This is a genomic window from Enterobacter sp. UPMP2052 (assembly GCF_053709675.1).
On the sequence record NZ_JBSKJR010000005.1, the window covers coordinates 83,472 to 109,165 of the forward strand.

Here is a 25,694-nt window from a genome sequence, read left to right on the forward strand (position 1 = left end):
ATGGAAAAAGCGATGTTAACGTTCGATAAGGTCAACGCGCACTACGGCAAGATCCAGGCGCTGCACGACGTCAGCCTGCACATTAATCAGGGCGAAATCGTCACCCTGATTGGGGCCAACGGCGCGGGTAAAACCACGCTGCTCGGCACCCTGTGCGGCGATCCGCGCGCCAGCAGCGGGCGGATTGTGTTTGACGGCAAAGACATTACCGACTGGCAGACCGCCAAAATCATGCGCGAAGCGGTGGCGATTGTCCCGGAAGGGCGTCGCGTCTTCTCGCGCATGACGGTGGAAGAGAACCTGGCGATGGGCGGTTTCTTCGCCCACCGCGACCAGTTCCAGACCCGCATCAAATGGGTATACGAACTCTTCCCGCGCCTGTGGGAGCGCCGCGTGCAGCGTGCAGGCACCATGTCCGGGGGTGAACAGCAGATGCTGGCGATTGGTCGCGCACTGATGAGCCAGCCGCGTTTGCTGTTGCTTGACGAACCTTCGCTCGGCCTTGCGCCGATCATTATCCAGCAGATTTTCGACACCATCGAACAGCTGCGCAAAGAGGGGATGACCATCTTCCTCGTTGAGCAGAACGCCAACCAGGCGCTGAAGCTCGCCGACCGTGGCTACGTGCTGGAGAACGGTCGCGTAGTGCTGTCCGATACCGGCGACGCGCTGCTGGCGAACGAAGCGGTGCGGAGTGCGTATTTAGGCGGTTAATCGCATTTTCCCCTCACCCTAACCCTCTCCCCAAAGGGAGAGGGAACCGATCGGTTTTCTCCCTCTCCCCGTGGGAGAGGGCCGGGGTGAGGGCATCAAACCGCACCGATCCCCTTCACACAACCATCATCCCGCTGACGCGTTGTTGTCATCTTTCTGTAAACAAAAAGTTATTTTTCTGTCATTCGAGCATGTCATGTTACCTCGCGAGCATAAAACGCGTGATATCGCGCATCCGGCACAATAAGAGAGATGACAATGACATCGTTACGACACACAGCTTTGGGTCTGGCAATTGGACTGGCTTTTGCGACAAACGCAATGGCCGTTACCACCATTCCGTTCTGGCATTCCATGGAAGGGGAGCTGGGTAAAGAGGTTGACTCCCTGGCGCAGCGTTTCAACGACACCCATCCGGATTACAAAATTGTGCCGGTGTACAAAGGCAACTACGAGCAGAGCCTGAGCGCGGGCATTGCGGCATTCCGCACCGGTAACGCACCGGCGCTGCTGCAGGTGTATGAAGTGGGCACCGCCACCATGATGGCCTCCAAAGCGATTAAGCCGGTCTACGAAGTGTTCAAAGACGCAGGCATTAACTTTGACGAATCCCGCTTTGTGCCGACGGTTTCTGGTTACTACACCGACTCCAAAACCGGCCACCTGCTGTCGCAGCCGTTTAACAGCTCCACCCCGGTGCTGTACTACAACAAAGATGCCTTCAGGAAAGCCGGTTTAGACCCGGAGCAGCCGCCAAAAACCTGGCAGGATCTCGCCGAGTACACCGCGAAGCTGAAAGCCGCAGGGATGAAGTGCGGCTACGCCAGCGGCTGGCAGGGCTGGATCCAGATTGAAAACTTCAGCGCCTGGCACGGCCTGCCGGTCGCCACCAAAAACAACGGCTTCGACGGCACCGACGCGGTGCTGGAGTTCAACAAGCCGGAGCAGGTGAAACACATCGCGCTGCTTGCCGATCTGAACAAGAAGGGCGACTTCAGCTACTTTGGCCGTAAAGATGAATCCACCGAGAAGTTCTACAACGGCGACTGCGCCATTACCACCGCCTCCTCCGGCTCGCTGGCGGACATCCGTCACTACGCCAAATTCAACTACGGCGTGGGCATGATGCCTTACGACGCCGACGTGAAGGGCGCGCCGCAGAACGCCATCATCGGCGGGGCGAGCCTGTGGGTGATGCAGGGCAAAGACAACGGCACCTACAAGGGCGTCGCCGAGTTCCTCGACTTCCTGGCGAAGCCGGAAAACGCCGCCGAATGGCACCAGAAGACCGGCTACCTGCCGATCACCAAAGCCGCCTATGACCTGACCCGCGAGCAGGGCTTCTACAGCAAGAACCCGGGCGCGGATATCGCGACGCGCCAGATGCTGAACAAGCCGCCGTTGCCGTTCACCAAAGGCCTGCGTCTGGGCAACATGCCGCAGATCCGTACCATCGTGGATGAAGAGCTGGAAAGCGTGTGGACCGGGAAGAAAACCCCACAGCAGGCGCTGGACTCCGCGGTTGAGCGCGGTAATCAGCTGCTGCGCCGCTTTGAGCAGTCGACGAAGTCTTAATCCTTTTACCCTCACCCTAACCCTCTCCCAAAGGGAGAGGGAACTCATACTCCCTCTCCCTTTGGGAGAGGGCCGGGGTGAGGGGCCACCTAACGCTGAGCTAACCTATGTCCTCATCCCGTCCGGTGTTCCGCTCCCGCTGGCTGCCCTATCTGCTGGTCGCGCCGCAGCTGATCATCACCGTTATCTTCTTTATCTGGCCTGCGGGCGAAGCGCTGTGGTACTCGGTGCAAAGCGTCGACCCGTTCGGGCTGTCCAGCCAGTTTGTCGGGCTGGACAACTTTACCGCGCTGCTTCACGACAGCTATTACCTCGACTCTTTCTGGACGACGATGAAGTTCAGCGCGCTGGTCACGGTCAGCGGGCTGGTCGCCTCGCTGTTCTTCGCCGCGCTGGTGGATTACGTGGTGCGCGGCAGTCGCCTGTATCAAACCTTGATGCTGCTGCCCTACGCCGTCGCGCCTGCCGTGGCCGCCGTGCTGTGGATCTTCCTGTTTAATCCCGGGCGCGGGCTGATTACCCACTTCCTGGCGGAGTTCGGTTATGACTGGAACCACGCGCAGAACAGCGGTCAGGCGATGTTCCTGGTGGTCTTCGCCTCGGTGTGGAAGCAGATCAGCTACAACTTCCTGTTCTTCTTCGCCGCGCTACAGTCCATCCCGCGCTCGCTGGTGGAGGCTGCGGCAATCGACGGCGCTGGCCCGGTTCGCCGCTTCTTTACGCTTTCGCTGCCGCTGATCGCCCCGGTGAGTTTCTTCCTGCTGGTGGTCAACCTGGTCTACGCCTTCTTCGACACCTTCCCGGTGATCGACGCCGCCACAGCAGGCGGCCCGGTGCAGGCCACCACCACGCTTATCTACAAAATCTACCGTGAGGGCTTTGCCGGTCTGGATCTTTCGGCCTCTGCCGCCCAGTCGGTGGTGCTGATGTTCCTCGTTATCCTCCTCACGGTGGTGCAGTTCCGCTATGTCGAAAGTAAGGTGCGCTACCAATGATTGAGAACCGTCGCGGGCTGACGATTTTCAGCCATACCATGCTGATTTTAGGGATCATCGTCATCCTGTTCCCGCTGTACGTGGCCTTTGTCGCCGCCACGCTGGACACCAAAGCGGTGTTCGACACGCCGATGACGCTGATCCCAGGCGGGCATCTTTTCGAGAACATGAAAACCATCTGGAACCAGGGCGTGGGTGCCAATAGCGCGCCGTTCTGGCTGATGATGCTCAACAGCTTCATCATGGCGTTTGGCATTACGGTGGGCAAAATCACCGTGTCGATGCTCTCGGCCTTCGCCATCGTCTGGTTCCGTTTTCCGCTGCGTAACCTGTTCTTCTGGATGATCTTCATCACCCTGATGCTGCCGGTAGAGGTGCGTATCTTCCCGACGGTGGAAGTGATCGCCAACCTCAACATGCTGGACAGCTACGCGGGCTTAACCCTGCCGCTGATGGCCTCGGCGACCGCCACTTTCCTGTTCCGCCAGTTCTTTATGACCCTGCCGGACGAGCTGATTGAAGCGGCGCGTATCGACGGCGCCTCGCCGATGCGCTTTTTCCGCGACATCGTGCTGCCGCTGTCCAAAACTAACCTCGCGGCGCTGTTCGTGATCACCTTTATCTACGGCTGGAACCAGTACCTGTGGCCGCTGCTGATTATCCAGGACGTCAGCCTCGGCACCGCCGTAGCGGGTATCAAAGGCATGATCGCCACCGGCGAAGGCACCACCCTCTGGAACCAGGTGATGGCGGCGATGCTGCTCACCTTAATCCCCCCGGTCGTAATCGTTTTAGCCATGCAGCGCGCGTTTGTGCGTGGCTTAGTAGACAGTGAGAAATAAGATGGCAGGACTTAAACTTCAGGCAGTTTCCAAAAGCTGGGATAACAAAACCCAGGTCATTCAACCGCTGACCCTCGACGTGGCGGACGGGGAGTTTATCGTGATGGTCGGCCCCTCCGGCTGCGGTAAATCAACGCTGCTGCGCATGGTGGCGGGGCTTGAGCGCGTGACCTCCGGCGATATCTGGATCGACCGCCAGCGCGTGACCGAGAAGGAGCCGAAGGACAGAGGCATCGCGATGGTGTTTCAGAACTACGCGCTCTATCCGCACATGAGCGTGGAAGAGAATATGGCCTGGGGGCTGAAAATTCGCGGCATGGGCAAAGGCCACATCGCGGAGCGCGTGAGAGAGGCGGCGCGCATTCTGGAGCTGGACGGCCTGCTGAAACGCCGCCCGCGCGAGCTGTCCGGCGGCCAGCGTCAGCGCGTGGCGATGGGGCGCGCCATCGTGCGCGATCCGGCGGTGTTCCTGTTTGATGAACCGCTCTCTAATCTCGACGCTAAGCTGCGCGTGCAGATGCGCCTGGAGCTGCAGCAGCTCCATCGCCGCCTGAAAACCACCTCTTTGTACGTGACCCACGATCAGGTCGAGGCGATGACCCTCGCCCAGCGCGTGATGGTGATGAACAAAGGCGTTGCCGAGCAAATTGGCACCCCGGTGGAGGTCTATGAAAAGCCCGCCACCCGCTTTGTGGCGAGCTTTATCGGCAGCCCGGCGATGAACCTGCTGGACGGGCGCATCAGCAGTGCGGGAACCCACTTCGAGCTGGACAGCGGGATGGCATTGCCAGTCAACTGGTACTATCGTGGCTACGCCGGGCGTAAAATGACGCTCGGTATCCGCCCGGAGCACATTGGGTTAAGCTCTCAGGCGGAGGGTGGCGTGCCGCTGGTCATGGACACGCTGGAGATGCTGGGTGCCGACAACCTGGCGCACGGACGCTGGGGCGAGCAAAAGCTGGTGGTGCGTCTGGCACATCAGGAGCGCCCGAAAGCAGGCAGCACGCTGTGGCTGCATCTGCCGGAAAATCACCTGCACATATTTGACGGTGAAACAGGACAACGTATATGAGTAACTGGCCTTATCCCCACATCGTCGCCCACCGTGGCGGCGGCAAACTGGCACCCGAAAACACCCTGGCGGCCATCGACACCGGCGCGCGTTTCGGCCATACGATGATCGAGTTTGACGCCAAACTGTCGAAAGACGGCGAAATCTTCCTGCTGCACGATGACAACCTCGAGCGCACCAGCAACGGCTGGGGCGTGGCGGGCGATCTGCCGTGGCAAGACCTGCTGAAGGTGGACGCCGGAAGCTGGTTCAGCAGCGACTTCAGGGGGGAACCGCTACCGCGCCTGGCGGACGTGGCGGACCGCTGCCGGACGCACAGGATGATGGCTAACATCGAAATTAAACCGACCACCGGCACCGGGCCGCTAACAGGCAAAGCGATCGCCCTGGCCGCGCGTGAGCTGTGGGAAGGGATGACCGCGCCGCTGCTGTCGTCATTTGATATCGACGCGCTTGAGGCTGCCCAGGCCGCCGTGCCGGAACTGCCGCGCGGCCTGCTGCTGGATAAGTGGCGTAACGACTGGCGCGCGCTCACCACCCGTCTCGGCTGCGTGTCAATTCACCTCAACCACAGGCTGCTGAATGAGGTGCGAGTCAAAGAGCTGAAACAGGCCGGTCTGCATATCCTGGTCTACACCGTCAACACGCCCCAGCGTGCAGCCGAACTGCTGCGCTGGGGCGTGGACAGCATCTGCACCGATGCGATCGACCGGATAGGCCCGAACTTTAGTTCTGCGGATTATTAAGCATACTGCCGTTCGACTGCGGCGTTAGCATGTGCTGCTGGCCGCTGTTCAGGGTATTTCCCCCGCCCAACATGCCGCCGCTGTTGTTTTGCAGCGGCTGCTCGCGTACCTGGCCCTGCTGAATCCGCTGGGTATTGGTATTCATCTGGTTTTGCAGATTTTGCTGCTGCATCTGGGTCTGGGTACGCAGCTGCTGATTGAGCATCCCTTTTTGCTGCTGCTGTTGGCTCATCATTTCCGTCTGCATACGCTGCTGGCTCGGAATAACGTAGCCCTGCTGGTTCGGGTTGTTCAGGGTATTCAGTGGCTGTGCGAGCGCGGCGAATGGCAGTAGCGCTGTCAGAATCAGTAAGCGTTTCATGGTTGTCTCCTCCTTTTGAGGCTTCTCTTAAGTTTACTCTGATTCCGCCAGAACGATGATTTTTTAAGAGTTGTGAACCAGGCTTAAGCGGGGAATATGGACCCCTTCACCTGGAGAACAATAATGATGAAACCAACGTTTTTGCGCTGGGTAGCGATCGCTGCGCTGATGGCTGGCGGCACGTTTAGCGTGGCGGCCAACCCACCGGCGGCTCCGCCCGTCTCCTATGGCGTCGAGGAAGATGTTTTTCATCCCGTGCGGGCAACCCACGGCATGGTGGCTTCCGTGGATGCGCTGGCGACGCAGGTGGGCGTCGATATTCTCAAGCAGGGCGGTAACGCGGTAGATGCGGCGGTTGCGGTGGGCTACGCGCTGGCGGTGACGCATCCGCAGGCGGGTAACCTGGGCGGCGGCGGTTTTATGATGCTGCGCACGAAAGACGGCAAAACCACCGCTATCGACTTCCGTGAAATGGCCCCGAATCAGGCCTCCCGGGATATGTTCCTCGAGGAGCAGGGTAACCCGGACGGTAAAAAGTCCCTGACCTCGCACCTGGCAACCGGCACGCCCGGCACCGTGGCGGGCTTCTCGCTGGCGCTGGAAAAATACGGCACGCTGCCGCTGAACAAAGTCGTGCAGCCTGCGATTGCGCTGGCGCGTGACGGCTTTGAGGTAAACGACGCCCTGGCCGACGATCTCAAAACTTACGGCAGCGAAGTGATCCCCCATCACGAAAACAGCAAAGCCATCTTCTGGAAGGACGGCGAGCCGCTGAAGAAGGGCGACAAACTGGTGCAGACGAACCTCGCAAAAAGCCTGGAGCTGATTGCGGAAAACGGCCCGGATGCCTTCTACAAAGGGGCGATTGCCGACCAGATAGCCGATGAGATGCAAAAGAACGGTGGGCTTATCACCAAAGCGGACCTGGCGGAGTATAAAGCGGTTGAACGCGAGCCGATTAGCGGCACCTATCGCGGCTATGAGATCTTCTCCATGCCGCCGCCGTCCTCCGGCGGTATTCACATCGTGCAGATCCTCAACATTCTTGAAAACTTCGATATGCACAAGTTCGGCTTCGGCAGCGCAGACGCCATGCAGGTGATGGCCGAGGCGGAAAAACGCGCCTACGCCGACCGCTCGGAATACCTCGGCGATCCGGACTTCGTGAAGGTGCCGTGGCAGGCGCTGACCAACAAAGCTTATGCCAAATCCATTGCCGATGAGATCGACATTAACAAGGCTAAACCGTCGAGCGAAATCCGCCCCGGCAAGCTGGCCCCGTATGAAAGCAATCAGACTACCCACTTCTCGGTGGTGGATAAAGACGGTAACGCCGTGGCGGTGACCTACACGCTTAACACCACGTTTGGCACCGGCATTGTGGCGGGGAACAGCGGCATATTGCTGAACAACGAAATGGATGACTTCTCTGCCAAACCGGGCGTGCCGAACGTCTACGGGCTGGTGGGCGGCGATGCCAACGCCGTCGGGCCGAAGAAGCGTCCGCTGTCGTCTATGTCACCGACCATCGTGGTGAAAGACGGCAAAACCTGGCTGGTGACCGGTAGCCCGGGCGGGAGCCGTATTATCACCACCGTACTGCAGATGGTGGTCAACAGCATCGACTTTGGGATGAACGTCGCCGAAGCAACCAATGCGCCGCGTTTCCATCATCAGTGGCTGCCGGACGAGCTGCGCGTTGAGAAGGGCTTTAGCCCGGACACTCTCAAACTGCTGGAACAGCGCGGGCAGAAGGTGGCGGTAAAAGAGGCGATGGGCAGTACGCAAAGCATTATGGTCGGGCCGGACGGCGCGCTGTTCGGCGCATCGGACCCGCGGTCGGTGGATGATTTGACGGCGGGGTATTGATTGTGTTGCCCGGTGGCGCTGCGCTTACCGGGCCTACAACGGCACGAACGTAGGCCGGGTAAGGCGAAGCCGCCACCCGGCAACACGCTACTTCATCCGCGCCATATAATACGCATCCACATACTCGCCGTTGCGCAGGGCGTAGCGCTTGCCGGTACCTTCAATCTCGAACCCGTACTTTTTGTACACGGCTATCGCCGGTTCGTTATCCACAAACACCGTTAGTTCGATGCGGTCGACGCGAAGCCAGTTGTCACACATGTCGATCATGGTGCGCATCAGCGCGCTGGCTACGCCGCGGTTGTGCCACTTTGCGCCCACACAAATACCAAAATCGGCGACGTGGCTTCGGCGAGGGCGCTGGGCGACATCAATGGTGAGATGCCCAACCACGATATCGTCAATGCAGGCAACCAGCTGCTTAATACCCTGCTGGTCGCCTAGCCGCATCTGCCACATTTCGAGCGAAGGATGAGGAACCTGTAGGGTATTGTGGTACACCTCCGGCTGGGCGTGAATCTGACGAATCGCGTCGATATCTTTCTGTTCAGCGTGGCGTATCACTATCTCACTCATTCCTTGTTCCTCAGGGGGGTTAAAAGTCCCTTCCAACATCAATGACTTTAAAATTTGAGTCAATCGCTATTTTTTGCAAAAAGTGTTGGACAAGTGCGAATGAGAATGATTATTATTGCTCTGCATTCAGGAAGACCGCTACGGGAACCTGAAAGCACGACATTGCTCACATTGCTTCCAGTATTACTTTAGCCAGCGTCTCGCTGGCTTTTTTTTGTCTTTTTCCCACTCTCCCCGTGGGAGAGGGCTGGGGTGAGGGCAAAACTTGCGCTATGGTTGCACTCAATAACCTTCCAAAAGGACTGAGCCATGACACTACATTGCGCATTTATTGGATTTGGAAAAAGCACCACTCGCTATCACCTTCCGTATGTTCTCAATCGTAAAGACACCTGGCACGTGGCGCACATCTATCGCCGCAGCGCGAAGCCGGAAGAGCAGTCGTCTCAGTATTCCCACATTCATTTCACCAGCGATCTTGATGAGGTGTTAACGGATCCGCAGGTCCAACTGGTGATCGTCTGTACCCATGCCGACAGCCATTTCGACTACGCGAAACGCGCGCTGGAGGCGGGCAAAAACGTGCTGGTGGAAAAACCCTTCACTCCGACGATTGCGGAAGCAAAAGAACTGTTCGCGCTGGCGAAAAGCAAAGGGCTGACCGTCACGCCGTATCAAAACCGCCGCTTTGACAGCTGCTTCCTCACCGCCAAAAAAGCGATTGAAAGCGGCAAGCTCGGCGAGATTGTCGAAGTAGAAAGCCACTTTGACTACTACCGCCCGGTTGCGGAAACCAAACCTGGCCTGCCGCAGGATGGATCTTTCTATGGCCTGGGTGTGCATACCATGGACCAGGTAATCTCCCTGTTTGGTCGCCCGGATCACGTGGCTTATGACATCCGCAGCCTGCGCAATAAAGCCAACCCGGACGACACCTTTGAAGCGCAGCTGTTCTTTGGCGATCTCAAGGCCATCGTCAAAACCAGCCATCTGGTGAAAATCGACTACCCGAAATTTATCGTTCATGGCACTAAAGGCTCGTTTATCAAATACGGTATTGACCAGCAGGAGACCAGCCTGAAGGCCAACATCATGCCGAGTGAGCCGGGCTTTGCGGCGGATGATTCCGTGGGCGTGCTCGAGTACGTCAACGACGACGGCGTGACGGTTCGGGAAGAGTGGGCCCCGGAATCAGGCGACTATGGCCGCGTCTACGATGCGCTGTATGACACTCTCACAAACGGCGCGCCGAATTACGTCAAGGAATCTGACGTACTCACGAACCTGGAGATCCTGGAACGCGCCTTTGAGCAGGCATCACCTGCCACGGTAACCCTCGCGAAATAAGCTGAAAAGCCTCCTCTGGACTCGTTCAAATATTTTGTACAGAGGAGTCAATTTTCACCCTCTATGATCCCAGACCGTTTACGTCCACACTTACTCCATCGAAACGAACTGAGGGTGAAAACAATGATCTACTTACGCAAAGCAAACGAACGTGGTCACGCGAATCATGGCTGGCTGGACTCATGGCATTCATTCTCGTTTGCCGACTATTACGACCCTAATTTCATGGGCTTCTCGGCACTGCGCGTGATCAACGACGACGTGATTGACGCAGGCCAGGGCTTCGGTACCCACCCGCATAAAGACATGGAAATCCTGACCTATGTGCTCGAAGGTGCCGTAGCGCACAAAGACAGCATGGGTAACGAAGAGCAGGTTCCGGCCGGTGAGTTCCAGATAATGAGTGCGGGTACCGGTGTGCGTCACTCGGAATACAACCCGAGCAAAACGGAAAAACTGCACCTGTATCAAATCTGGATCATTCCAGAAGAAACCGGCATCACGCCGCGCTACGAGCAGCGCCGCTTCGACGCTAAACAGGGCAAACAGCTGGTGCTCTCTCCGGATGCGCGTGAAGGTTCCCTGAAGGTGCACCAGGATATGGAACTGTACCGCTGGGCGCTGGCGAAAGACGAGCAGTCCGTCCATCAGATTGCCGCTAACCGCCGCGTGTGGATCCAGGTGGTGAAAGGTGACGTCACCATTAACGGCACCAAAGCGACAACGGCGGATGGCCTGGCCATCTGGGACGAGCAGGCGATCTCCGTTCACGCCGACGGCGAAAGCGAAATTCTGCTTTTCGACCTGCCGCCAGTATAAATAATTTCTCAACCTTCCCTTTAATCGGGGAAGGTTGAGCTTTGTCCGTGATAAACTGAGAAAATCTCTCACTTCAAGATTTCTCAGGACGATGAAAAAGAAACGCCCCGTACTTCAGGATGTCGCCGATCGCGTTGGTGTGACCAAAATGACGGTCAGCCGTTTTCTACGTAACCCGGAACAGGTTTCCGTGGCGTTGCGTGGCAAGATTGCCGCTGCCCTTGATGAACTGGGTTATATCCCCAACCGCGCTCCCGATATTCTCTCCAATGCTACCAGCCGTGCGGTGGGTGTCCTGCTTCCTTCCCTGACCAACCAGGTCTTTGCCGAAGTGCTGCGCGGTATCGAAAGCGTAACCGATGCGTTCGGATATCAGACCATGCTCGCCCACTATGGGTACAAGCCTGAACTGGAAGAAGAACGTCTTGAATCGATGCTTTCCTGGAACATCGACGGCCTGATTTTAACGGAACGTACTCACACCCCGCGGACCCTCAAAATGATTGAAGTGGCCGGTATTCCGGTGGTGGAGTTGATGGACAGCCAGTCGCCGTGTCTCGACATTGCCGTCGGCTTTGATAACTTCGAAGCGGCTCGCCAGATGACCGCCGCCATCATTGCGCGCGGACATCGCCACGTGGCGTACCTGGGGGCGCGTCTGGATGAACGTACTATCATCAAACAGAAGGGATACGAGCAGGCGATGCTCGACGCCGGTTTAACCCCGTACAGCGTGATGGTGGAGCAGTCGTCCTCCTACACCTCGGGCATTGAGCTGATGCGTCAGGCGCGACGTGAGTATCCGCAACTGGACGGTATATTCTGCACCAACGATGACCTTGCGGTTGGGGCGGCGTTCGAGTGTCAGCGTCTGGGCCTTTCCATCCCGCGTGATATGGCGATTGCCGGTTTCCACGGCCACGATATCGGGCAGGTGATGGAACCGCGTCTGGCCAGCGTCCTGACGCCGCGTGAACGCATGGGCCGCATTGGTGCAGAACGCCTGCTGGCGCGCATTCGTGGCGAGGTGGTTACCCCTAAAATGTTAGATTTAGGTTTCACCTTGTCACCGGGTGGATCTATTTAAGCTGACAAATTTGAAGTAGCTCACACTTATTTACTTCGCGCACGTTTGGATATTGCTTCTCTAAAGTCCCGGCAGGACAATGTTACCGATAACTGTTACCCGTAACAATTGACTGAGGGACACCCTTTGAGCACGACTAATCATGATCACCACGTTTACGTCCTGATGGGCGTTTCCGGTAGCGGTAAATCAGCCGTGGCCAGCGAAGTGGCGCATCAACTCCATGCGGCGTTTCTTGATGGCGACTTCCTCCATCCGCGCAGCAACATCATGAAAATGGCCTCAGGCGAGCCGCTGAACGACGACGATCGCAAGCCGTGGCTGCAGGCGCTGAACGACGCCGCTTTTGCCATGCAGCGCACCAACAAAGTGTCTTTAATTGTCTGCTCTGCCCTGAAAAAAACCTATCGTGACCTGCTGCGTGACGGCAACCCGAACCTTTCTTTCATCTATCTGAAGGGCGATTTCGAGGTGATTGAAAGCCGTCTGAAAGCGCGTAAAGGTCACTTCTTTAAAACCCAGATGTTGGTAACGCAGTTCGAGGCGTTGCAGGAGCCGGGTGCGGACGAGCAGGACGTATTGGTGGTTGATATCGATCAACCGCTTGACGGTGTTGTCGCCAGCACCATCGAGGTTATTACTAAAAGGCAGTAAGTTTTGAGTACATTAACGCTTGTTTTGACAGCCGTGGGCTCGGTATTGCTGCTGCTGTTTTTGGTGATGAAGGCGCGTATGCACGCCTTTGTTGCCTTGATGGTGGTGTCTATTGGCGCCGGTCTCTTTTCCGGTATGCCGCTCGATAAAATCGCCGCGACGATGGAAAAAGGGATGGGCGGCACGCTGGGCTTCCTGGCGATTGTGGTGGCGCTGGGCGCGATGTTCGGCAAGATTTTGCACGAGACGGGCGCGGTCGACCAGATTGCCGTCAAAATGCTGAAATCCTTCGGCCACAGCCGTGCGCACTATGCCATTGGCCTGGCGGGCCTGATTTGCGCGCTGCCGCTGTTCTTTGAGGTAGCCGTTGTGCTGCTGATAAGCGTAGCGTTCTCGATGGCGCGCCACACCGGCACTAACCTCGTGAAGCTGGTCATTCCGCTGTTTGCGGGCGTGGCGGCAGCGGCGGCGTTTCTGCTCCCGGGGCCTGCGCCAATGCTGCTGGCTTCCCAGATGCACGCCGACTTCGGCTGGATGATCCTGATCGGCCTGTGCGCGGCCATCCCGGGGATGATTATCGCCGGGCCGCTGTGGGGTAACTTCATCAGCCGCTACGTTGAGCTGCACATTCCGGATGACATCACCGAGCCGCACCTTGGCGAAGGCAAAATGCCGTCCTTCGGCTTCAGCCTGTCGCTGATCCTGCTCCCGCTGGTGCTGGTTGGCCTGAAAACCATCGCCGCACGTTTCGTGCCGGTAGGGTCTACCGCCTACGAGTGGTTTGAGTTTATCGGTCACCCCTTCACCGCGATCCTGGTAGCGTGTCTGGTGGCCATCTACGGTCTGGCGATGCGTCAGGGCATGCCGAAAGACAGGGTGATGGAGATCTGCGGCGCGGCGCTGCAACCTGCGGGGATTATCCTGCTGGTGATCGGCGCAGGCGGGGTGTTCAAGCAGGTGCTGGTGGATTCCGGCGTCGGCCCGGCACTCGGCGAAGCGCTGACGGGCATGGGTCTGCCGATTGCAGTGACCTGCTTCGTGCTGGCGGCTGCGGTACGTATCATCCAGGGCTCTGCGACCGTGGCGTGCTTAACGGCGGTAGGTCTGGTGATGCCGGTGATTGAACAGCTGAACTACTCTGGCGCGCAGATGGCGGCGCTCTCTATCTGTATCGCGGGCGGGTCTATCGTGGTGTCTCACGTTAACGACGCCGGCTTCTGGCTGTTCGGTAAATTTACCGGCGCGACCGAAGCGCAAACCCTCAAGACCTGGACGCTGATGGAAACCATCCTCGGCACCACGGGCGCGATTGTCGGGATGATTGCGTTTTCGTTGTTGAGCTGACGTTTGTTTTCTCCCTCTCCCTGTGGGAGAGGGCATCAAGCCGCAGAGGTCGTATTTTTGTCGGGTGGCGGCTTCGCCTTACCCGACCTACAAAACCCTGAATCGTAGGCCGGGTAAGCGCTAGCGCCACCCGGCTTTTTTACATCCTAACCTTTCATCCACGCCCGAATTCCGTCCAGGAACATCTGTGTTGCCATCATCACCAGAATCAGCCCCATCAGACGCTCAAGGGCGTTCACCCCTTTCTCACCCAGCAGGCGCAGGAACAGCGACGACTGAAGCAGGATGATGAACGTCCCGCCCCAGGCGATCAGCAGGGCAATCACCAGGTGGCTCATCTGATTTGGATATTGATGCGACAGCAGCATCAGCGTGGCCAGAATTGTCGGTCCGGCCACCAGCGGGATGGCGAGCGGTACGATAAACGGCTCCTCACCCGCTGGCAGGCCGCTGCTGCTGCCTTCGGCGCTGGGGAAAATCATCTTAATGGCGATCAGGAACAGAATAATCCCGCCGGAAATCGAGACCGTTTCGGCGCGTAAATTCAGGAAGGCGAGGATCTTTTCTCCGGCGAACAGGAAGATAAACATCACCAGTAGCGCGATAAGCAGCTCGCGGATCATGATCGCCCGCCGACGCTTCGGCTCGGTGTGTTTCAGCACCGACATGAAGATAGGCAGGTTGCCGAGTGGATCCATAATTAAGATTAATAAAACCGCGGCGGAAATGATTTCGCTCATGGTGCGTTATCCCTGAATGTTTATATGGTTATTCTCATGATTAGCTGCTTTTCTGATTGCAGGGCTATCATCGATTAATTTCGCTTGCGACTTTGGCAGCATTTTGTAATGTGAAGCATATCCCAGTTGAATACTGGTTTGCACAAACAGCACACACCCTCAGCAGGAAATAATAGCTATGAAAAACGTTGGTTTTATCGGTTGGCGCGGTATGGTCGGCTCTGTACTCATGCAACGCATGGTGGAAGAGCGCGATTTCGACGCCATTCGCCCGGTCTTCTTCTCCACTTCCCAGCTCGGCCAGGCTGCACCGTCCTTTGGGGGTACCACAGGCACGTTGCAGGATGCTTACGATCTGGAAGCGCTGAAGGCGCTCGACATTATTGTCACGTGCCAGGGCGGCGATTATACCAACGAAATCTATCCAAAGCTGCGTGAAAGCGGCTGGCAGGGTTACTGGATTGACGCGGCCTCGTCACTGCGCATGGAAGATGACGCCATTATTATTCTCGATCCGGTTAACCAGGATGTCATTACGCGCGGCCTGAACAATGGCGTGAAAACCTTTGTCGGCGGTAACTGTACCGTCAGCCTGATGCTGATGTCCCTGGGCGGCCTGTTCGCAGAAGACCTTGTGGAGTGGGTGTCCGTGGCAACCTACCAGGCGGCCTCCGGCGGCGGTGCGCGTCATATGCGTGAACTGCTGGCGCAGATGGGCCAGCTGCATCAGCACGTCGCAGGCGAGCTGGCAGACCCGGCATCGGCCATTCTGGATATCGAGCGTAAAGTCACTCAGCTGAGCCGCAGCGGCGACCTGCCGGTTGATAACTTCGGCGTTCCGCTGGCGGGCAGCCTGATCCCGTGGATTGACAAACAGCTGGATAACGGCCAGAGCCGCGAAGAGTGGAAAGGCCAGGCCGAAACCAACAAAATCCTCAACACCACGTCGGCGATCCCGGTCGATGGTCTGTGCGTGCGCGTTGGCGCGCTGCGCTGCCACAGCCAGGCATTCACCCTTAAACTGAAAAAAGATGTGTCCATTCCAACCGTGGAAGAACTGCTGGCCGCGCACAATCCGTGGGCGAAAGTGGTGCCAAACGATCGCGACATCACCATGCGCGAACTGACCCCGGCGGCCGTCACCGGCACGCTCACCACGCCGGTTGGCCGTCTGCGTAAGCTCAACATGGGGCCGGAGTTCCTCTCCGCGTTCACCGTGGGAGACCAGCTCCTGTGGGGCGCCGCCGAGCCGCTACGCCGCATGTTGCGCCAGCTGGCGTAATAATTTGTTAAAGACGAGGGGTGATTTTCACCCCTTTTTTTTGCGTACTACAGGGAGTAATACGCCAATGTCTTATTTTTTATCTGGAGGAACCACGTCGTTGGCTATGCTTTAAGGAAGATTTATTTCTCACCTGAGGGTAGGGCGGAGCAGAGAGGATGTGCTGCACCGTTCAAGGTCACATCAAAAGTCGTCCCGGAGCGCGTAAAAAGGGCGACATAAAAAAAACAGGATGAACACCATGTCCGATCGTATTTCGAGAGACGTGATTAATGCGCTTATTGCGGGTCATTTTGCTGACCCCTTTTCTGTGCTGGGGATGCACCGTACAGAGGCAGGACTGGAAGTCCGTGCACTGCTGCCAGACGCCACCGAAGTATGGGTGATTGAACCCAAAACCGGCCGCAAGGTGGGGAAACTGGAGTGTCTCGACTCGCGCGGTTTCTTCTCCGGGGTGATGCCCCGCCGTAAAAACCCTTTTCGCTATCAGCTTGCCGTCATCTGGCACGGCCAGCAAAACCTGATTGACGATCCCTACAGCTTTGGGCCGCTGCTCAAAGAGATGGACGCCTGGCTGCTGTCAGAAGGCACCCACCTGCGTCCGTATGAAACGCTGGGCGCGCACGCCGACACGATGGATGGCATCACCGGCACGCGGTTTGCCGTCTGGGCGCCTAACGCTCAGCGCGTCTCCGTCGTCGGGCAGTTCAACTACTGGGATGGTCGTCGCCATCCGATGCGCCTGCGCCGTGAAACGGGCATCTGGGAGCTGTTTATCCCCGGTGCGCACAACGGTCAGCTTTATAAATTTGAGTTGATCGACGCGAACGGCAAGCTGCGCATTAAAGCCGACCCGTACGCCTTCGAAGCGCAGATGCGCCCGGACACCGCCTCGATGATTTGCGGCCTGCCGGAAAAAATCGTGCAAAGCGAAGAGCGCAAGCAGGCGAACCGCTTTGATGCGCCTATATCGGTCTACGAAGTGCATCTTGGCTCCTGGCGACGCCACACCGATAACAACTTCTGGCTCAGCTACCGCGAACTGGCGGATCAGCTGGTGCCTTACGCCAAATGGATGGGCTTCACCCACCTGGAACTGCTGCCGATTAACGAGCACCCGTTCGACGGCAGTTGGGGCTACCAGCCTACCGGGCTGTATGCGCCGACCCGCCGCTTCGGCACGCGGGATGACTTCCGCTATTTCATCAATGCCGCGCACGCCGCCGGGCTGAACGTGATCCTCGACTGGGTTCCGGGCCATTTCCCGTCGGATGAATTCAGTTTGTCGGATTTCGACGGCACAAAGCTGTACGAGCACAGCGACCCGCGCGAAGGCTATCACCAGGACTGGAATACCCTTATCTACAACTATGGTCGCCGTGAAGTGACCAACTTCCTGGTGGGCAACGCCCTGTACTGGATCGAGCGTTTCGGCATTGATGCCCTGCGCGTCGATGCGGTCGCGTCGATGATCTATCGCGACTACAGCCGCAAAGAGGGCGAGTGGATCCCGAACGAATTCGGCGGGCGCGAGAACCTCGAAGCCATTGAGTTTCTGCGCAATACCAACCGCATTCTTGGCGAGCAGGTTGAAGGGGCCGTCACCATGGCGGAAGAGTCCACCGATTTTCCCGGCGTCTCCCGTCCGCCGTCGATGGGCGGCCTCGGCTTCTGGTACAAGTGGAATCTGGGCTGGATGCACGACACGCTCGACTACATGAAGCTTGACCCGATCTACCGTCAGCATCATCACGATAAACTCACCTTCGGTCTGCTCTACAACTACACCGAAAACTTCATGCTGCCCCTGTCGCACGATGAGGTCGTTCACGGTAAAAAATCGATTCTCGACCGTATGCCGGGCGACGCGTGGCAGAAGTTTGCCAACCTGCGCGCGTACTACGGCTGGCTGTTTGCCTTCCCCGGTAAAAAGCTGCTGTTCATGGGCAACGAATTTGCGCAGGGCCGCGAGTGGAACCACGACACCAGCCTGGACTGGCATCTGCTGGAGGGCGGGGATAACTGGCACCACGGCGTTCAGCGTCTGGTGCGCGATCTCAACCTGACCTACCGCCACCACAAGGCGTTGCACGAGCTGGACTTCGATCCGTACGGTTTCGAATGGCTGGTGGTGGACGACCACGAACGCTCGGTGTTCGTTTTCGTGCGCCGCGACAAGGCGGGCAACGAAATCATCGTCGCCAGCAACTTCACGCCGGTGCCGCGCGAACATTATCGCTTCGGTATTAATCAGCCGGGTAAATGGCGAGAAATCCTCAACACCGACTCGATGCACTATCACGGCAGCAACGCCGGAAACGGCGGCCTGGTGCAGAGCGATGAACATGAAAGCCACGGGCGTCCGAACTCGCTGAGCCTGACGCTGCCGCCGCTCTCCACCATCTGGCTGGTCCGGGAGGGGGAATGACGCAGCTCACGGCAGGTAAACCCGAACCGCTCGGCGCGAGCGTCGAAGGAAAGGGCGTGAATTTCACCCTCTTTTCTGCGCACGCCGAGCGGGTCGAACTCTGCCTGTTTGACGGTGAAGGTAACGAACACCGCTACGACCTGCCGTCGCGCACCGGCGATATCTGGCACGGCTATCTGGCCGGTGGACGGGCCGGTATGCACTACGGTTTTCGCGTGCACGGCCCCTGGGACCCGTCGCAGGGGCACTGGTTTAACCCGGCGAAGCTGCTGATTGACCCCTGTGCGCACCGCGTGGACGGCGAGTTTAAGGATGACCCGATATTCCACGTCGGCTATGACGAGCCCGACCATCGCGACAGCGCGCCGATCGCGCCCAAAAGCGTGGTGGTTAACGATCTCTACGACTGGGAAGACGATGCGCCGCCACGTACGCCGTGGGGCAACACCGTAATTTACGAAGCCCACGTCAAAGGCCTGACGTACCTGCATCCGTCGATCCCCAAAGAGATCCGCGGCACCTACCGCGCGCTCGCCCATCCCGAGATGATTGGCTATCTGAAGCATCTTGGGATCACTGCGCTGGAGCTGCTGCCGGTGGCGCATTTCGCCAGCGAGCCGCGCCTGCAGCGCCTTGGGCTGAGCAACTACTGGGGCTACAACCCGCTGGCGATGTTCGCGCTTGACCCACGCTATGCCGCCGATCCGGCAAAGGCACGGGATGAATTTCGCGATGCGGTGAAAGCGCTGCATCGGGCAGGCATTGAGGTGATTCTGGACGTGGTATTGAACCACAGCGCCGAGAGCGATCTCGACGGCCCGACGCTCTCCCTGCGCGGAATTGATAACCGTAGCTATTATTGGATCAGGGACGATGGCGATTACGAAAACTGGACCGGCTGCGGTAACACCCTGAACCTCAGTCATCCGGCGGTAATGCATTTCGCGCACGAATGCCTGAAGTACTGGGTGGAGACGTTCCACGTCGACGGTTTCCGTTTCGACCTGGCCCCCGTCATGGGGCGCACGCCGGCCTTCAGCCCGCAGGCGCCGCTGTTTGAGGCCATCAGAAACTGTCCGGTGCTCTCAACGGTGAAGCTGATTGCCGAGCCGTGGGATATCGGTGAGGGCGGCTATCAGGTTGGCAATTTCCCGCCGCTGTTTGCCGAGTGGAACGATCATTATCGCGATGCCGCACGGCGTTTCTGGCTGGAGCGAAATCTGTCGCTCGGTGAATTTGCCGGACGGTTTGCAGGTTCAAGCGATCTCTTTCGTCGCGACGGCAAATTGCCCTCCGCCACCATTAACCTGGTGACGGCGCACGACGGTTTTACGCTGCGCGACTGCGTTTGTTTCAATCAGAAACACAATGAGGCAAACGGCGAAGAGAATCGCGATGGCACTAACAATAACCATAGCTTTAACCATGGTATAGAAGGATTAGGCGGTAGCCTTGACGTTATCGAGCGGCGACGCGACAGCGTTCATGCGCTGCTGACAACGCTGTTGTTGTCGCAGGGCACGCCGATGCTGCTGGCGGGTGATGAACACGGTCACAGCCAGCACGGTAACAACAATGCCTACTGCCAGGACAACGCCTTAACCTGGCTTGACTGGCGTGAAGCGAACAGCGGCTTAACCCATTTTACCGCTGCGCTGATCCACCTTCGCCAGCAGATCCCCGCTCTGACCGCCGACCGCTGGTGGGAAGAGGGCGACGGGAACGTTCGCTGGCTCAATCAGAATGCGCAGCCCTTAAGCGCACAAGAGTGGCAACACGGCGCACCACGCCTGCAAATCCTGCTTTCGGATAGATGGCTGATTGCGCTGAACGCGACGGACGACGTCGCAGAGATTGTTTTACCTGACGGAGAGTGGCGCGCCATTCCCCCCTTTGCCGGAGCGGACAATCCGGTAGTTATGGCTGTCTGGCACGGGCCTGCACATGGAGTGTGCGTATTCCAAGATGATAAAAAAGGAGTTAGTCATGGTTAGATTAGAGAAGAACGATCCGTTGATGTTGGCACGCCAGCTCCCCTTAAAAACGGTTGCCCTGATACTCGCGGGTGGGCGTGGTACACGTCTCAAAGATTTGACCATCAAGCGCGCCAAACCGGCCGTTCACTTTGGTGGTAAGTTCCGTATTATCGATTTTGCGCTCTCCAACTGCCTTAACTCCGGGATCCGCCGCATTGGCGTGATCACGCAGTACCAGTCCCACACCCTGGTGCAGCATATTCAGCGCGGCTGGTCTTTCTTCAGCGAAGAGATGAACGAGTTTGTCGATCTGCTTCCGGCGCAGCAGCGCGTTCACGGTGAAAACTGGTATCGCGGCACGGCGGATGCGGTCACGCAAAACCTTGATATTATCCGCCGCTACGGCGCGGAGTACATCGTGATCCTCGCCGGGGACCATATCTACAAGCAAGACTACTCCCACATGCTGATCGACCACGTCGAAAAAGGGGCGCGTTGCACCGTGGCGTGTCTGCCGGTGCCCGTTGCCGAGGCGACGGCGTTTGGCGTGATGCACGTGGATGCTGACGATAAGATCATCGACTTTGTTGAAAAACCGGCGAATCCGCCGACCATGCCGGGAGACGACACCAAATCGCTCGCCAGCATGGGGATTTATATCTTTGATGCCGACTACCTCTACGAGCTGCTGGAGGAAGACGACAATGACGAAAACTCGAGCCACGACTTCGGCAAAGACATCATCCCGAAAATCACCAGGGCTGGCATGGCCTTTGCGCATCCTTTCCCGCTCTCCTGCGTGCAATCCGACCCGAATTCCGAGCCGTACTGGCGCGACGTCGGAACCTTAGAGGCCTACTGGAAAGCGAACCTGGATCTGGCTTCCGTTACGCCAGAGCTGGATATGTACGACCAAAACTGGCCGATCCGTACCCATATGGAATCCCTGCCGCCGGCGAAGTTTGTGCAGGACCGTTCCGGTAGCCACGGGATGACGCTGAACTCGCTGGTCTCTGGCGGGTGCATTATCTCCGGCTCGGTCGTGGTGCAGTCGGTGCTGTTCCCGCGCGTGCGCGTGAACTCGTTCTGTAATATTGACTCGGCGGTGCTGCTGCCGGATGTGTGGGTCGGGCGCTCATGTCGCCTGCGTCGCTGTGTTATTGATCGTGCCTGCGTTATTCCCGAAGGCATGGTGATAGGCGAAAACGCGGAAGAAGATGCACGTCGGTTCTACCGCTCAGAAGAAGGGATCGTGTTGGTCACACGCGAAATGCTGCGAAAACTGCAGATCAAACAGGAGCGCTAATGCAGGTTTTACATGTCTGTTCTGAGATGTTCCCGCTGCTGAAAACCGGTGGGTTGGCAGATGTCCTTGGGGCGTTACCTGCAGCGCAGATTGCTGTGGGAACGGATGCTCGCGTGTTGTTGCCTGCCTTCCCGGATATTCGACGGGGGATCCCTGATGCTCAGGTGGTGACGCGACGCGACACCTTCGCCGGGCGCATCACGTTGCTCTTCGGTCACTACAACGGCGTCGGGATCTACATGATTGACGCCCCGCATCTGTATGACAGACCGGGTAGCCCGTATCACGACACCAACCTGTTCGCCTATACCGACAACGTGCTGCGCTTTGCGCTGCTCGGCTGGGTTGGGGCGGAGATGGCGACGGGGCTGGATCCGTTCTGGCGTCCGGACGTGGTTCACGCCCACGACTGGCATGCCGGTCTCGCGCCTGCATATCTGGCGGCGCGCGGTCGTCCGGCGAAATCGGTGTTTACCGTCCATAACCTGGCGTATCAGGGCATGTACTATGCCCAACATATGGATGACATCGATCTGCCATGGTCGTTCTATAACATGCACGGTCTGGAGTTTAACGGGCAGATCTCCTTCCTGAAGGCGGGCGTGTACTACGCCGACCACATTACGGCGGTAAGCCCAACCTATGCCCGAGAAATCACCGAGCCTCAGTTTGGCTATGGCCTGGAAGGCTTGCTGAGCCAGCGCCACCGTGAGGGCCGTCTTTCGGGCATTCTCAACGGCGTTGATGAGAAGATCTGGAGCCCGGAAACCGACCTGCTGCTGACGTCCCGCTACAACCGCGATTCGGTGGAAGACAAGGCGGAGAACAAGCGCCAGCTGCAAATCGCGATGGGGCTGAAGGTTAACGACAAAGTGCCGCTGTTTGCAGTGGTAAGCCGCCTGACCAGCCAGAAAGGGTTGGATCTGGTGCTGGAAGCCCTGCCGGGGCTGCTGGAGCAGGGCGGCCAGCTGGCGCTGCTCGGCGCGGGCGATCCGGTTCTGCAGGAGGGCTTCCTGGCCGCTGCGGCGGAACACCCCGGTCAGGTGGGCGTGCAGATTGGCTATCACGAAGCGTTCTCACACCGCATCATGGGCGGCGCGGACGTTATTCTGGTGCCAAGCCGCTTCGAGCCTTGCGGCCTGACGCAGCTTTATGGCCTGAAATACGGCACGCTGCCGCTGGTGCGGCGCACCGGCGGGCTGGCGGACACGGTTTCCGACAGCTCTCTGGAGAACCTGGCGGACGGCATCGCCAGCGGGTTTGTGTTTGAAGACAGTAATGCCTGGTCGCTGCTGCGCGCCATTCGGCGTGCGTTCGTCTTGTGGTCCCGGCCATCCCTGTGGCGCTATGTGCAACGTCAGGCGATGTCCATGGACTTTAGCTGGCACGTGGCGGCGCAGTCATACCGCGACCTTTATAAACGCTTGATGTAACGAGGCGAAGTGACAGATATGAACGCTCCTTTTAGCTACTCTTCACCGACACTCAGCGTTGAGGCGTTAAAGCACTCCATCGCCTATAAGCTGATGTTCACCATCGGGAAAGATCCGGTTATCGCCAACAAACACGAGTGGCTGAACGCCACGCTGTTTGCCGTGCGTGACCGCATGGTCGAACGCTGGCTGCGCTCCAACCGCGCTCAGCTTTCGCAGGAAACGCGGCAGGTTTACTACCTGTCGATGGAATTTTTGATTGGCCGTACCCTGTCTAACGCGCTGCTGTCGCTCGGTATCTATGAAGACGTGAAAAACGCGCTCGAAGAGATGGGGCTGGACCTGGAAGAGCTGATCGACGAAGAGAACGACCCCGGCCTCGGCAACGGCGGCCTGGGGCGTCTTGCCGCCTGCTTCCTCGACTCGCTGGCGACCCTGGCGCTGCCGGGGCGCGGTTACGGCATTCGCTATGACTACGGGATGTTCAAACAGAACATCGTTGACGGGCGTCAGAAGGAGTCCCCGGACTACTGGCTGGAGTACGGCAACCCGTGGGAGTTCAAACGCCACAACACGCGCTACAAGGTGCGCTTCGGCGGACGTATTCAGCAGGAGGGTAAACGCTCCCGCTGGGTCGAAACCGAAGAGATCCTCGCCGTGGCCTATGACCAGATCATCCCCGGCTACGATACCGATGCTACCAACACGCTGCGCCTGTGGAGCGCCCAGGCGAGTAGCGAGATCAACCTCGGTAAGTTCAACCAGGGCGACTACTTCGCGGCGGTGGAAGATAAAAACCACTCCGAGAACGTGTCCCGCGTGCTCTATCCGGACGACTCAACCTACTCAGGGCGTGAGCTGCGCCTGCGTCAGGAGTATTTCCTCGTTTCTTCGACGATCCAGGACATCCTCAGCCGTCACCATCAGCTGCACAAAACCTACGCCAACCTTGCGGATAAAATCGCGATTCACCTCAACGACACCCATCCGGTGCTGTCGATTCCTGAGCTGATGCGTCTGCTGATTGACGAACATAAGTTCAGCTGGGACGAGGCGTTCGAGGTGACCTGCCAGGTGTTCTCCTACACCAACCATACGCTGATGAGCGAAGCGCTGGAGACCTGGCCGGTGGATATGCTCGGTAAAATCCTGCCGCGCCATCTGCAGATCATCTTCGAGATTAACGACTACTTCCTGAAGACGTTGCAGGAGCAGTATCCGAACGACACCGGCCTGCTGAGCCGCGCGTCGATCATCGATGAGTCCAACGGTCGCCGCGTGCGCATGGCCTGGCTGGCGGTGGTGATCAGCCACAAGGTCAATGGGGTGTCCGAGCTGCACTCGAACCTGATGGTACAGTCGCTGTTTGCTGATTTTGCCAAAATCTTCCCAACGCGCTTCTGCAACGTGACCAACGGCGTAACGCCGCGGCGCTGGCTGGCGCTGGCGAACCATCCGTTATCCGGCGTGCTGGACCAGAACATTGGCCGCACCTGGCGCACCGATTTGAGCCAACTGAGCGAGTTAGAGCAGCACATCGATTTTCCGACGGTGAACAAAGCGGTGCGCGAAGCGAAGCTGCTGAACAAGAAGCGTCTGTCGGTCTGGCTGGCTATGCACCTGAACGTTGTGGCTAATCCGAAGGCGCTGTTCGACGTTCAAATCAAGCGTATCCACGAATACAAACGTCAGCTGATGAACGTGCTGCACGTCATCACCCACTACAACCGCATCAAGGCGGATCCCACCGCCGACTGGGTGCCGCGCGTGAAAATCTTCGCCGGTAAAGCCGCGTCGGCGTATTACATGGCGAAGCACATTATTCATCTTATCAATGATGTGGCGAAGGTGATCAACACCGATCCGGTCATTGGCGACAAGCTGAAGGTGGTCTTTATCCCCAACTACAGCGTGAGCCTGGCGCAGATGATCATTCCGGCGGCGGATCTCTCCGAGCAGATTTCCACGGCGGGAACGGAGGCTTCCGGGACCAGTAACATGAAGTTTGCCCTGAACGGCGCGCTGACCATCGGCACGCTGGACGGTGCCAACGTCGAGATGCTGGAGCATGTGGGCGCGGAGAATATCTTTATCTTCGGTAACACCACGGAAGAGGTGGAGGCGCTGCGCAGGCAGGGCTACCAGCCGCGTGAGTATTACGAGCAGGACGAGGAGCTGCGACAGGTGCTGACGCAAATCGCGACCGGTCTCTTTAACCCTGACGAGCCGGGCCGCTACCGTGACCTGGTGGATTCGCTGATTAACTTCGGCGACCACTATCAGGTGCTGGCGGATTACCGCAGCTACGTGGATTGCCAGGATAAAGTGGACGATCTGTATCGCCAGCAGGAGAAGTGGACCAGCGCCGCGATGCATAACATCGCCAACATGGGGTATTTCTCGTCGGACAGAACCATCAAGGAGTATGCCGACACCATCTGGCATATTGATCCGGTGCGGTTGTAAAAGCATTGCCCGGTGGCGCTGCGCTTACCGGGCCTACGGGATAGAGTAGGCCGGGTAAGGCG

Annotated in this window: 21 protein-coding genes; 18 read left to right on the plus strand and 3 right to left on the minus strand. The window is 58.1% G+C overall.

The features are described 5' to 3' along the window. The 6 genes from livF (at position 1) to ugpQ (ending at position 5,944) form a co-directional block, all read left to right on the plus strand. Positions 1–714, plus strand: coding sequence for a high-affinity branched-chain amino acid ABC transporter ATP-binding protein LivF (gene livF, locus ACWKX3_RS15305; RefSeq protein ID WP_006177932.1), 714 nt, complete (start codon positions 1–3; stop codon positions 712–714). A gap of 258 nt (positions 715–972) precedes the next feature. Beyond that, positions 973–2,289 (plus strand): sn-glycerol-3-phosphate ABC transporter substrate-binding protein UgpB, encoded by a 1,317-nt coding sequence (ugpB, locus tag ACWKX3_RS15310; protein ID WP_042321653.1) that lies wholly within the window; start codon positions 973–975, stop codon positions 2,287–2,289. A 107-nt stretch (positions 2,290–2,396) separates the two neighbouring features. Next, complete coding sequence (gene ugpA, locus ACWKX3_RS15315) at positions 2,397–3,284, plus strand: sn-glycerol-3-phosphate ABC transporter permease UgpA (RefSeq protein WP_088209240.1); 888 nt, start codon at positions 2,397–2,399, stop codon at positions 3,282–3,284. Further along, positions 3,281–4,126 carry a sn-glycerol-3-phosphate ABC transporter permease UgpE gene (ugpE, locus tag ACWKX3_RS15320; protein ID WP_058609767.1) on the plus strand — a complete coding sequence of 282 codons (846 nt, stop codon included), beginning with the start codon at positions 3,281–3,283 and terminating at the stop codon, positions 4,124–4,126. The genes ugpA and ugpE overlap by 4 nt, the downstream gene beginning before the upstream one ends. Before the next feature lies 1 nt (position 4,127). After that, positions 4,128–5,198, plus strand: a complete 1,071-nt coding sequence (locus tag ACWKX3_RS15325; RefSeq protein ID WP_006177927.1) for a sn-glycerol-3-phosphate import ATP-binding protein UgpC — start codon at positions 4,128–4,130, stop codon at positions 5,196–5,198. Beyond that, positions 5,195–5,944, plus strand: coding sequence for a glycerophosphodiester phosphodiesterase (gene ugpQ, locus ACWKX3_RS15330; RefSeq protein ID WP_454542051.1), 750 nt, complete (start codon positions 5,195–5,197; stop codon positions 5,942–5,944). The genes ACWKX3_RS15325 and ugpQ overlap by 4 nt, the downstream gene beginning before the upstream one ends. Here ugpQ and ACWKX3_RS15335 read toward each other — a convergent pair. Continuing rightward, the gene (locus ACWKX3_RS15335; RefSeq protein WP_058609769.1) at positions 5,925–6,305 is read right to left on the minus strand and encodes a DUF2756 family protein; all 381 of its coding nucleotides are present in this window, start codon (positions 6,303–6,305) and stop codon (positions 5,925–5,927) included. The genes ugpQ and ACWKX3_RS15335 overlap by 20 nt on opposite strands. Before the next feature lie 123 nt (positions 6,306–6,428). Between ACWKX3_RS15335 and ggt the strand changes: the two genes are divergently transcribed. Further along, positions 6,429–8,174, plus strand: coding sequence for a gamma-glutamyltransferase (gene ggt, locus ACWKX3_RS15340; protein ID WP_454542052.1), 1,746 nt, complete (start codon positions 6,429–6,431; stop codon positions 8,172–8,174). 87 nt (positions 8,175–8,261) lie between these two features. Here ggt and yhhY read toward each other — a convergent pair whose 3' ends face one another. Further along, positions 8,262–8,750, minus strand: coding sequence for an N-acetyltransferase (gene yhhY / locus ACWKX3_RS15345; protein WP_006177923.1), 489 nt, complete (start codon positions 8,748–8,750; stop codon positions 8,262–8,264). 309 nt (positions 8,751–9,059) lie between these two features. Between yhhY and ACWKX3_RS15350 the strand changes: the two genes are divergently transcribed. The 5 genes from ACWKX3_RS15350 (at position 9,060) to gntU (ending at position 14,001) form a co-directional block, all read left to right on the plus strand. Beyond that, positions 9,060–10,097 (plus strand): oxidoreductase, encoded by a 1,038-nt coding sequence (locus ACWKX3_RS15350; protein WP_454542053.1) that lies wholly within the window; start codon positions 9,060–9,062, stop codon positions 10,095–10,097. A gap of 123 nt (positions 10,098–10,220) precedes the next feature. After that, the gene (locus ACWKX3_RS15355; protein ID WP_006177921.1) at positions 10,221–10,916 is read left to right on the plus strand and encodes a pirin family protein; all 696 of its coding nucleotides are present in this window, start codon (positions 10,221–10,223) and stop codon (positions 10,914–10,916) included. Positions 10,917–11,007: 91 nt separating this feature from the next. Beyond that, positions 11,008–12,003 (plus strand): gluconate operon transcriptional repressor GntR, encoded by a 996-nt coding sequence (gntR, locus tag ACWKX3_RS15360; protein WP_006177920.1) that lies wholly within the window; start codon positions 11,008–11,010, stop codon positions 12,001–12,003. Positions 12,004–12,129: 126 nt separating this feature from the next. Next, positions 12,130–12,657: a gluconokinase gene (gene gntK / locus ACWKX3_RS15365; RefSeq protein WP_042321647.1), complete on the plus strand. Its 528-nt coding sequence runs from the start codon at positions 12,130–12,132 to the stop codon at positions 12,655–12,657. Between the two features lie 3 nt (positions 12,658–12,660). Then, positions 12,661–14,001 (plus strand): gluconate transporter, encoded by a 1,341-nt coding sequence (gene gntU, locus ACWKX3_RS15370; protein WP_257271441.1) that lies wholly within the window; start codon positions 12,661–12,663, stop codon positions 13,999–14,001. A 146-nt stretch (positions 14,002–14,147) separates the two neighbouring features. On the opposite strand, the gene yhgN is transcribed toward gntU, so the two are convergent. Further along, on the minus strand, positions 14,148–14,741 hold the full coding sequence (gene yhgN, locus ACWKX3_RS15375; RefSeq protein ID WP_003861574.1) for an NAAT family transporter YhgN: 594 nt from the start codon (positions 14,739–14,741) through the stop codon (positions 14,148–14,150). Positions 14,742–14,919: 178 nt separating this feature from the next. On the opposite strand from yhgN, the gene asd reads away from it, so the two are divergent. From asd to glgP, 6 genes are all read left to right on the plus strand, one after another. Beyond that, positions 14,920–16,023, plus strand: a complete 1,104-nt coding sequence (asd, locus tag ACWKX3_RS15380; protein WP_282483958.1) for an aspartate-semialdehyde dehydrogenase — start codon at positions 14,920–14,922, stop codon at positions 16,021–16,023. Positions 16,024–16,264: 241 nt separating this feature from the next. Then, positions 16,265–18,451 carry a 1,4-alpha-glucan branching enzyme gene (gene glgB, locus ACWKX3_RS15385; RefSeq protein WP_042321641.1) on the plus strand — a complete coding sequence of 729 codons (2,187 nt, stop codon included), beginning with the start codon at positions 16,265–16,267 and terminating at the stop codon, positions 18,449–18,451. Beyond that, a complete protein-coding gene (glgX, locus tag ACWKX3_RS15390) occupies positions 18,448–20,445 on the plus strand; it encodes a glycogen debranching protein GlgX (RefSeq protein ID WP_006177914.1) in 1,998 nt (665 codons plus the stop codon). Before glgB ends, glgX begins: the two co-directional genes overlap by 4 nt. Next, positions 20,438–21,733, plus strand: a complete 1,296-nt coding sequence (glgC, locus tag ACWKX3_RS15395; protein ID WP_042321638.1) for a glucose-1-phosphate adenylyltransferase — start codon at positions 20,438–20,440, stop codon at positions 21,731–21,733. The genes glgX and glgC overlap by 8 nt, the downstream gene beginning before the upstream one ends. After that, the gene (gene glgA, locus ACWKX3_RS15400) at positions 21,733–23,166 is read left to right on the plus strand and encodes a glycogen synthase GlgA (RefSeq protein ID WP_006177912.1); all 1,434 of its coding nucleotides are present in this window, start codon (positions 21,733–21,735) and stop codon (positions 23,164–23,166) included. The genes glgC and glgA overlap by 1 nt, the downstream gene beginning before the upstream one ends. Positions 23,167–23,184: 18 nt before the next feature. Beyond that, positions 23,185–25,632 (plus strand): glycogen phosphorylase, encoded by a 2,448-nt coding sequence (glgP, locus tag ACWKX3_RS15405; RefSeq protein ID WP_006177911.1) that lies wholly within the window; start codon positions 23,185–23,187, stop codon positions 25,630–25,632. Positions 25,633–25,694 lie beyond the last annotated feature (62 nt).

Bases quoted from the DNA above. Each gene is read 5' to 3' on its own strand.
- livF (WP_006177932.1), top strand. From the start codon at position 1: ATGGAAAAAGCGATGTTAACGTTCGATAAGGTCAACGCGCACTACGGC.
- ugpB (WP_042321653.1), top strand. From the start codon at position 973: ATGACATCGTTACGACACACAGCTTTGGGTCTGGCAATTGGACTGGCT.
- ugpA (WP_088209240.1), top strand. From the start codon at position 2,397: ATGTCCTCATCCCGTCCGGTGTTCCGCTCCCGCTGGCTGCCCTATCTG.
- ugpE (WP_058609767.1), top strand. From the start codon at position 3,281: ATGATTGAGAACCGTCGCGGGCTGACGATTTTCAGCCATACCATGCTG.
- ACWKX3_RS15325 (WP_006177927.1), top strand. From the start codon at position 4,128: ATGGCAGGACTTAAACTTCAGGCAGTTTCCAAAAGCTGGGATAACAAA.
- ugpQ (WP_454542051.1), top strand. From the start codon at position 5,195: ATGAGTAACTGGCCTTATCCCCACATCGTCGCCCACCGTGGCGGCGGC.
- ACWKX3_RS15335 (WP_058609769.1), bottom strand. From the start codon at position 6,305: ATGAAACGCTTACTGATTCTGACAGCGCTACTGCCATTCGCCGCGCTC.
- ggt (WP_454542052.1), top strand. From the start codon at position 6,429: ATGATGAAACCAACGTTTTTGCGCTGGGTAGCGATCGCTGCGCTGATG.
- yhhY (WP_006177923.1), bottom strand. From the start codon at position 8,750: ATGAGTGAGATAGTGATACGCCACGCTGAACAGAAAGATATCGACGCG.
- ACWKX3_RS15350 (WP_454542053.1), top strand. From the start codon at position 9,060: ATGACACTACATTGCGCATTTATTGGATTTGGAAAAAGCACCACTCGC.
- ACWKX3_RS15355 (WP_006177921.1), top strand. From the start codon at position 10,221: ATGATCTACTTACGCAAAGCAAACGAACGTGGTCACGCGAATCATGGC.
- gntR (WP_006177920.1), top strand. From the start codon at position 11,008: ATGAAAAAGAAACGCCCCGTACTTCAGGATGTCGCCGATCGCGTTGGT.
- yhgN (WP_003861574.1), bottom strand. From the start codon at position 14,741: ATGAGCGAAATCATTTCCGCCGCGGTTTTATTAATCTTAATTATGGAT.
- asd (WP_282483958.1), top strand. From the start codon at position 14,920: ATGAAAAACGTTGGTTTTATCGGTTGGCGCGGTATGGTCGGCTCTGTA.
- glgB (WP_042321641.1), top strand. From the start codon at position 16,265: ATGTCCGATCGTATTTCGAGAGACGTGATTAATGCGCTTATTGCGGGT.
- glgX (WP_006177914.1), top strand. From the start codon at position 18,448: ATGACGCAGCTCACGGCAGGTAAACCCGAACCGCTCGGCGCGAGCGTC.
- glgC (WP_042321638.1), top strand. From the start codon at position 20,438: ATGGTTAGATTAGAGAAGAACGATCCGTTGATGTTGGCACGCCAGCTC.
- glgA (WP_006177912.1), top strand. From the start codon at position 21,733: ATGCAGGTTTTACATGTCTGTTCTGAGATGTTCCCGCTGCTGAAAACC.
- glgP (WP_006177911.1), top strand. From the start codon at position 23,185: ATGAACGCTCCTTTTAGCTACTCTTCACCGACACTCAGCGTTGAGGCG.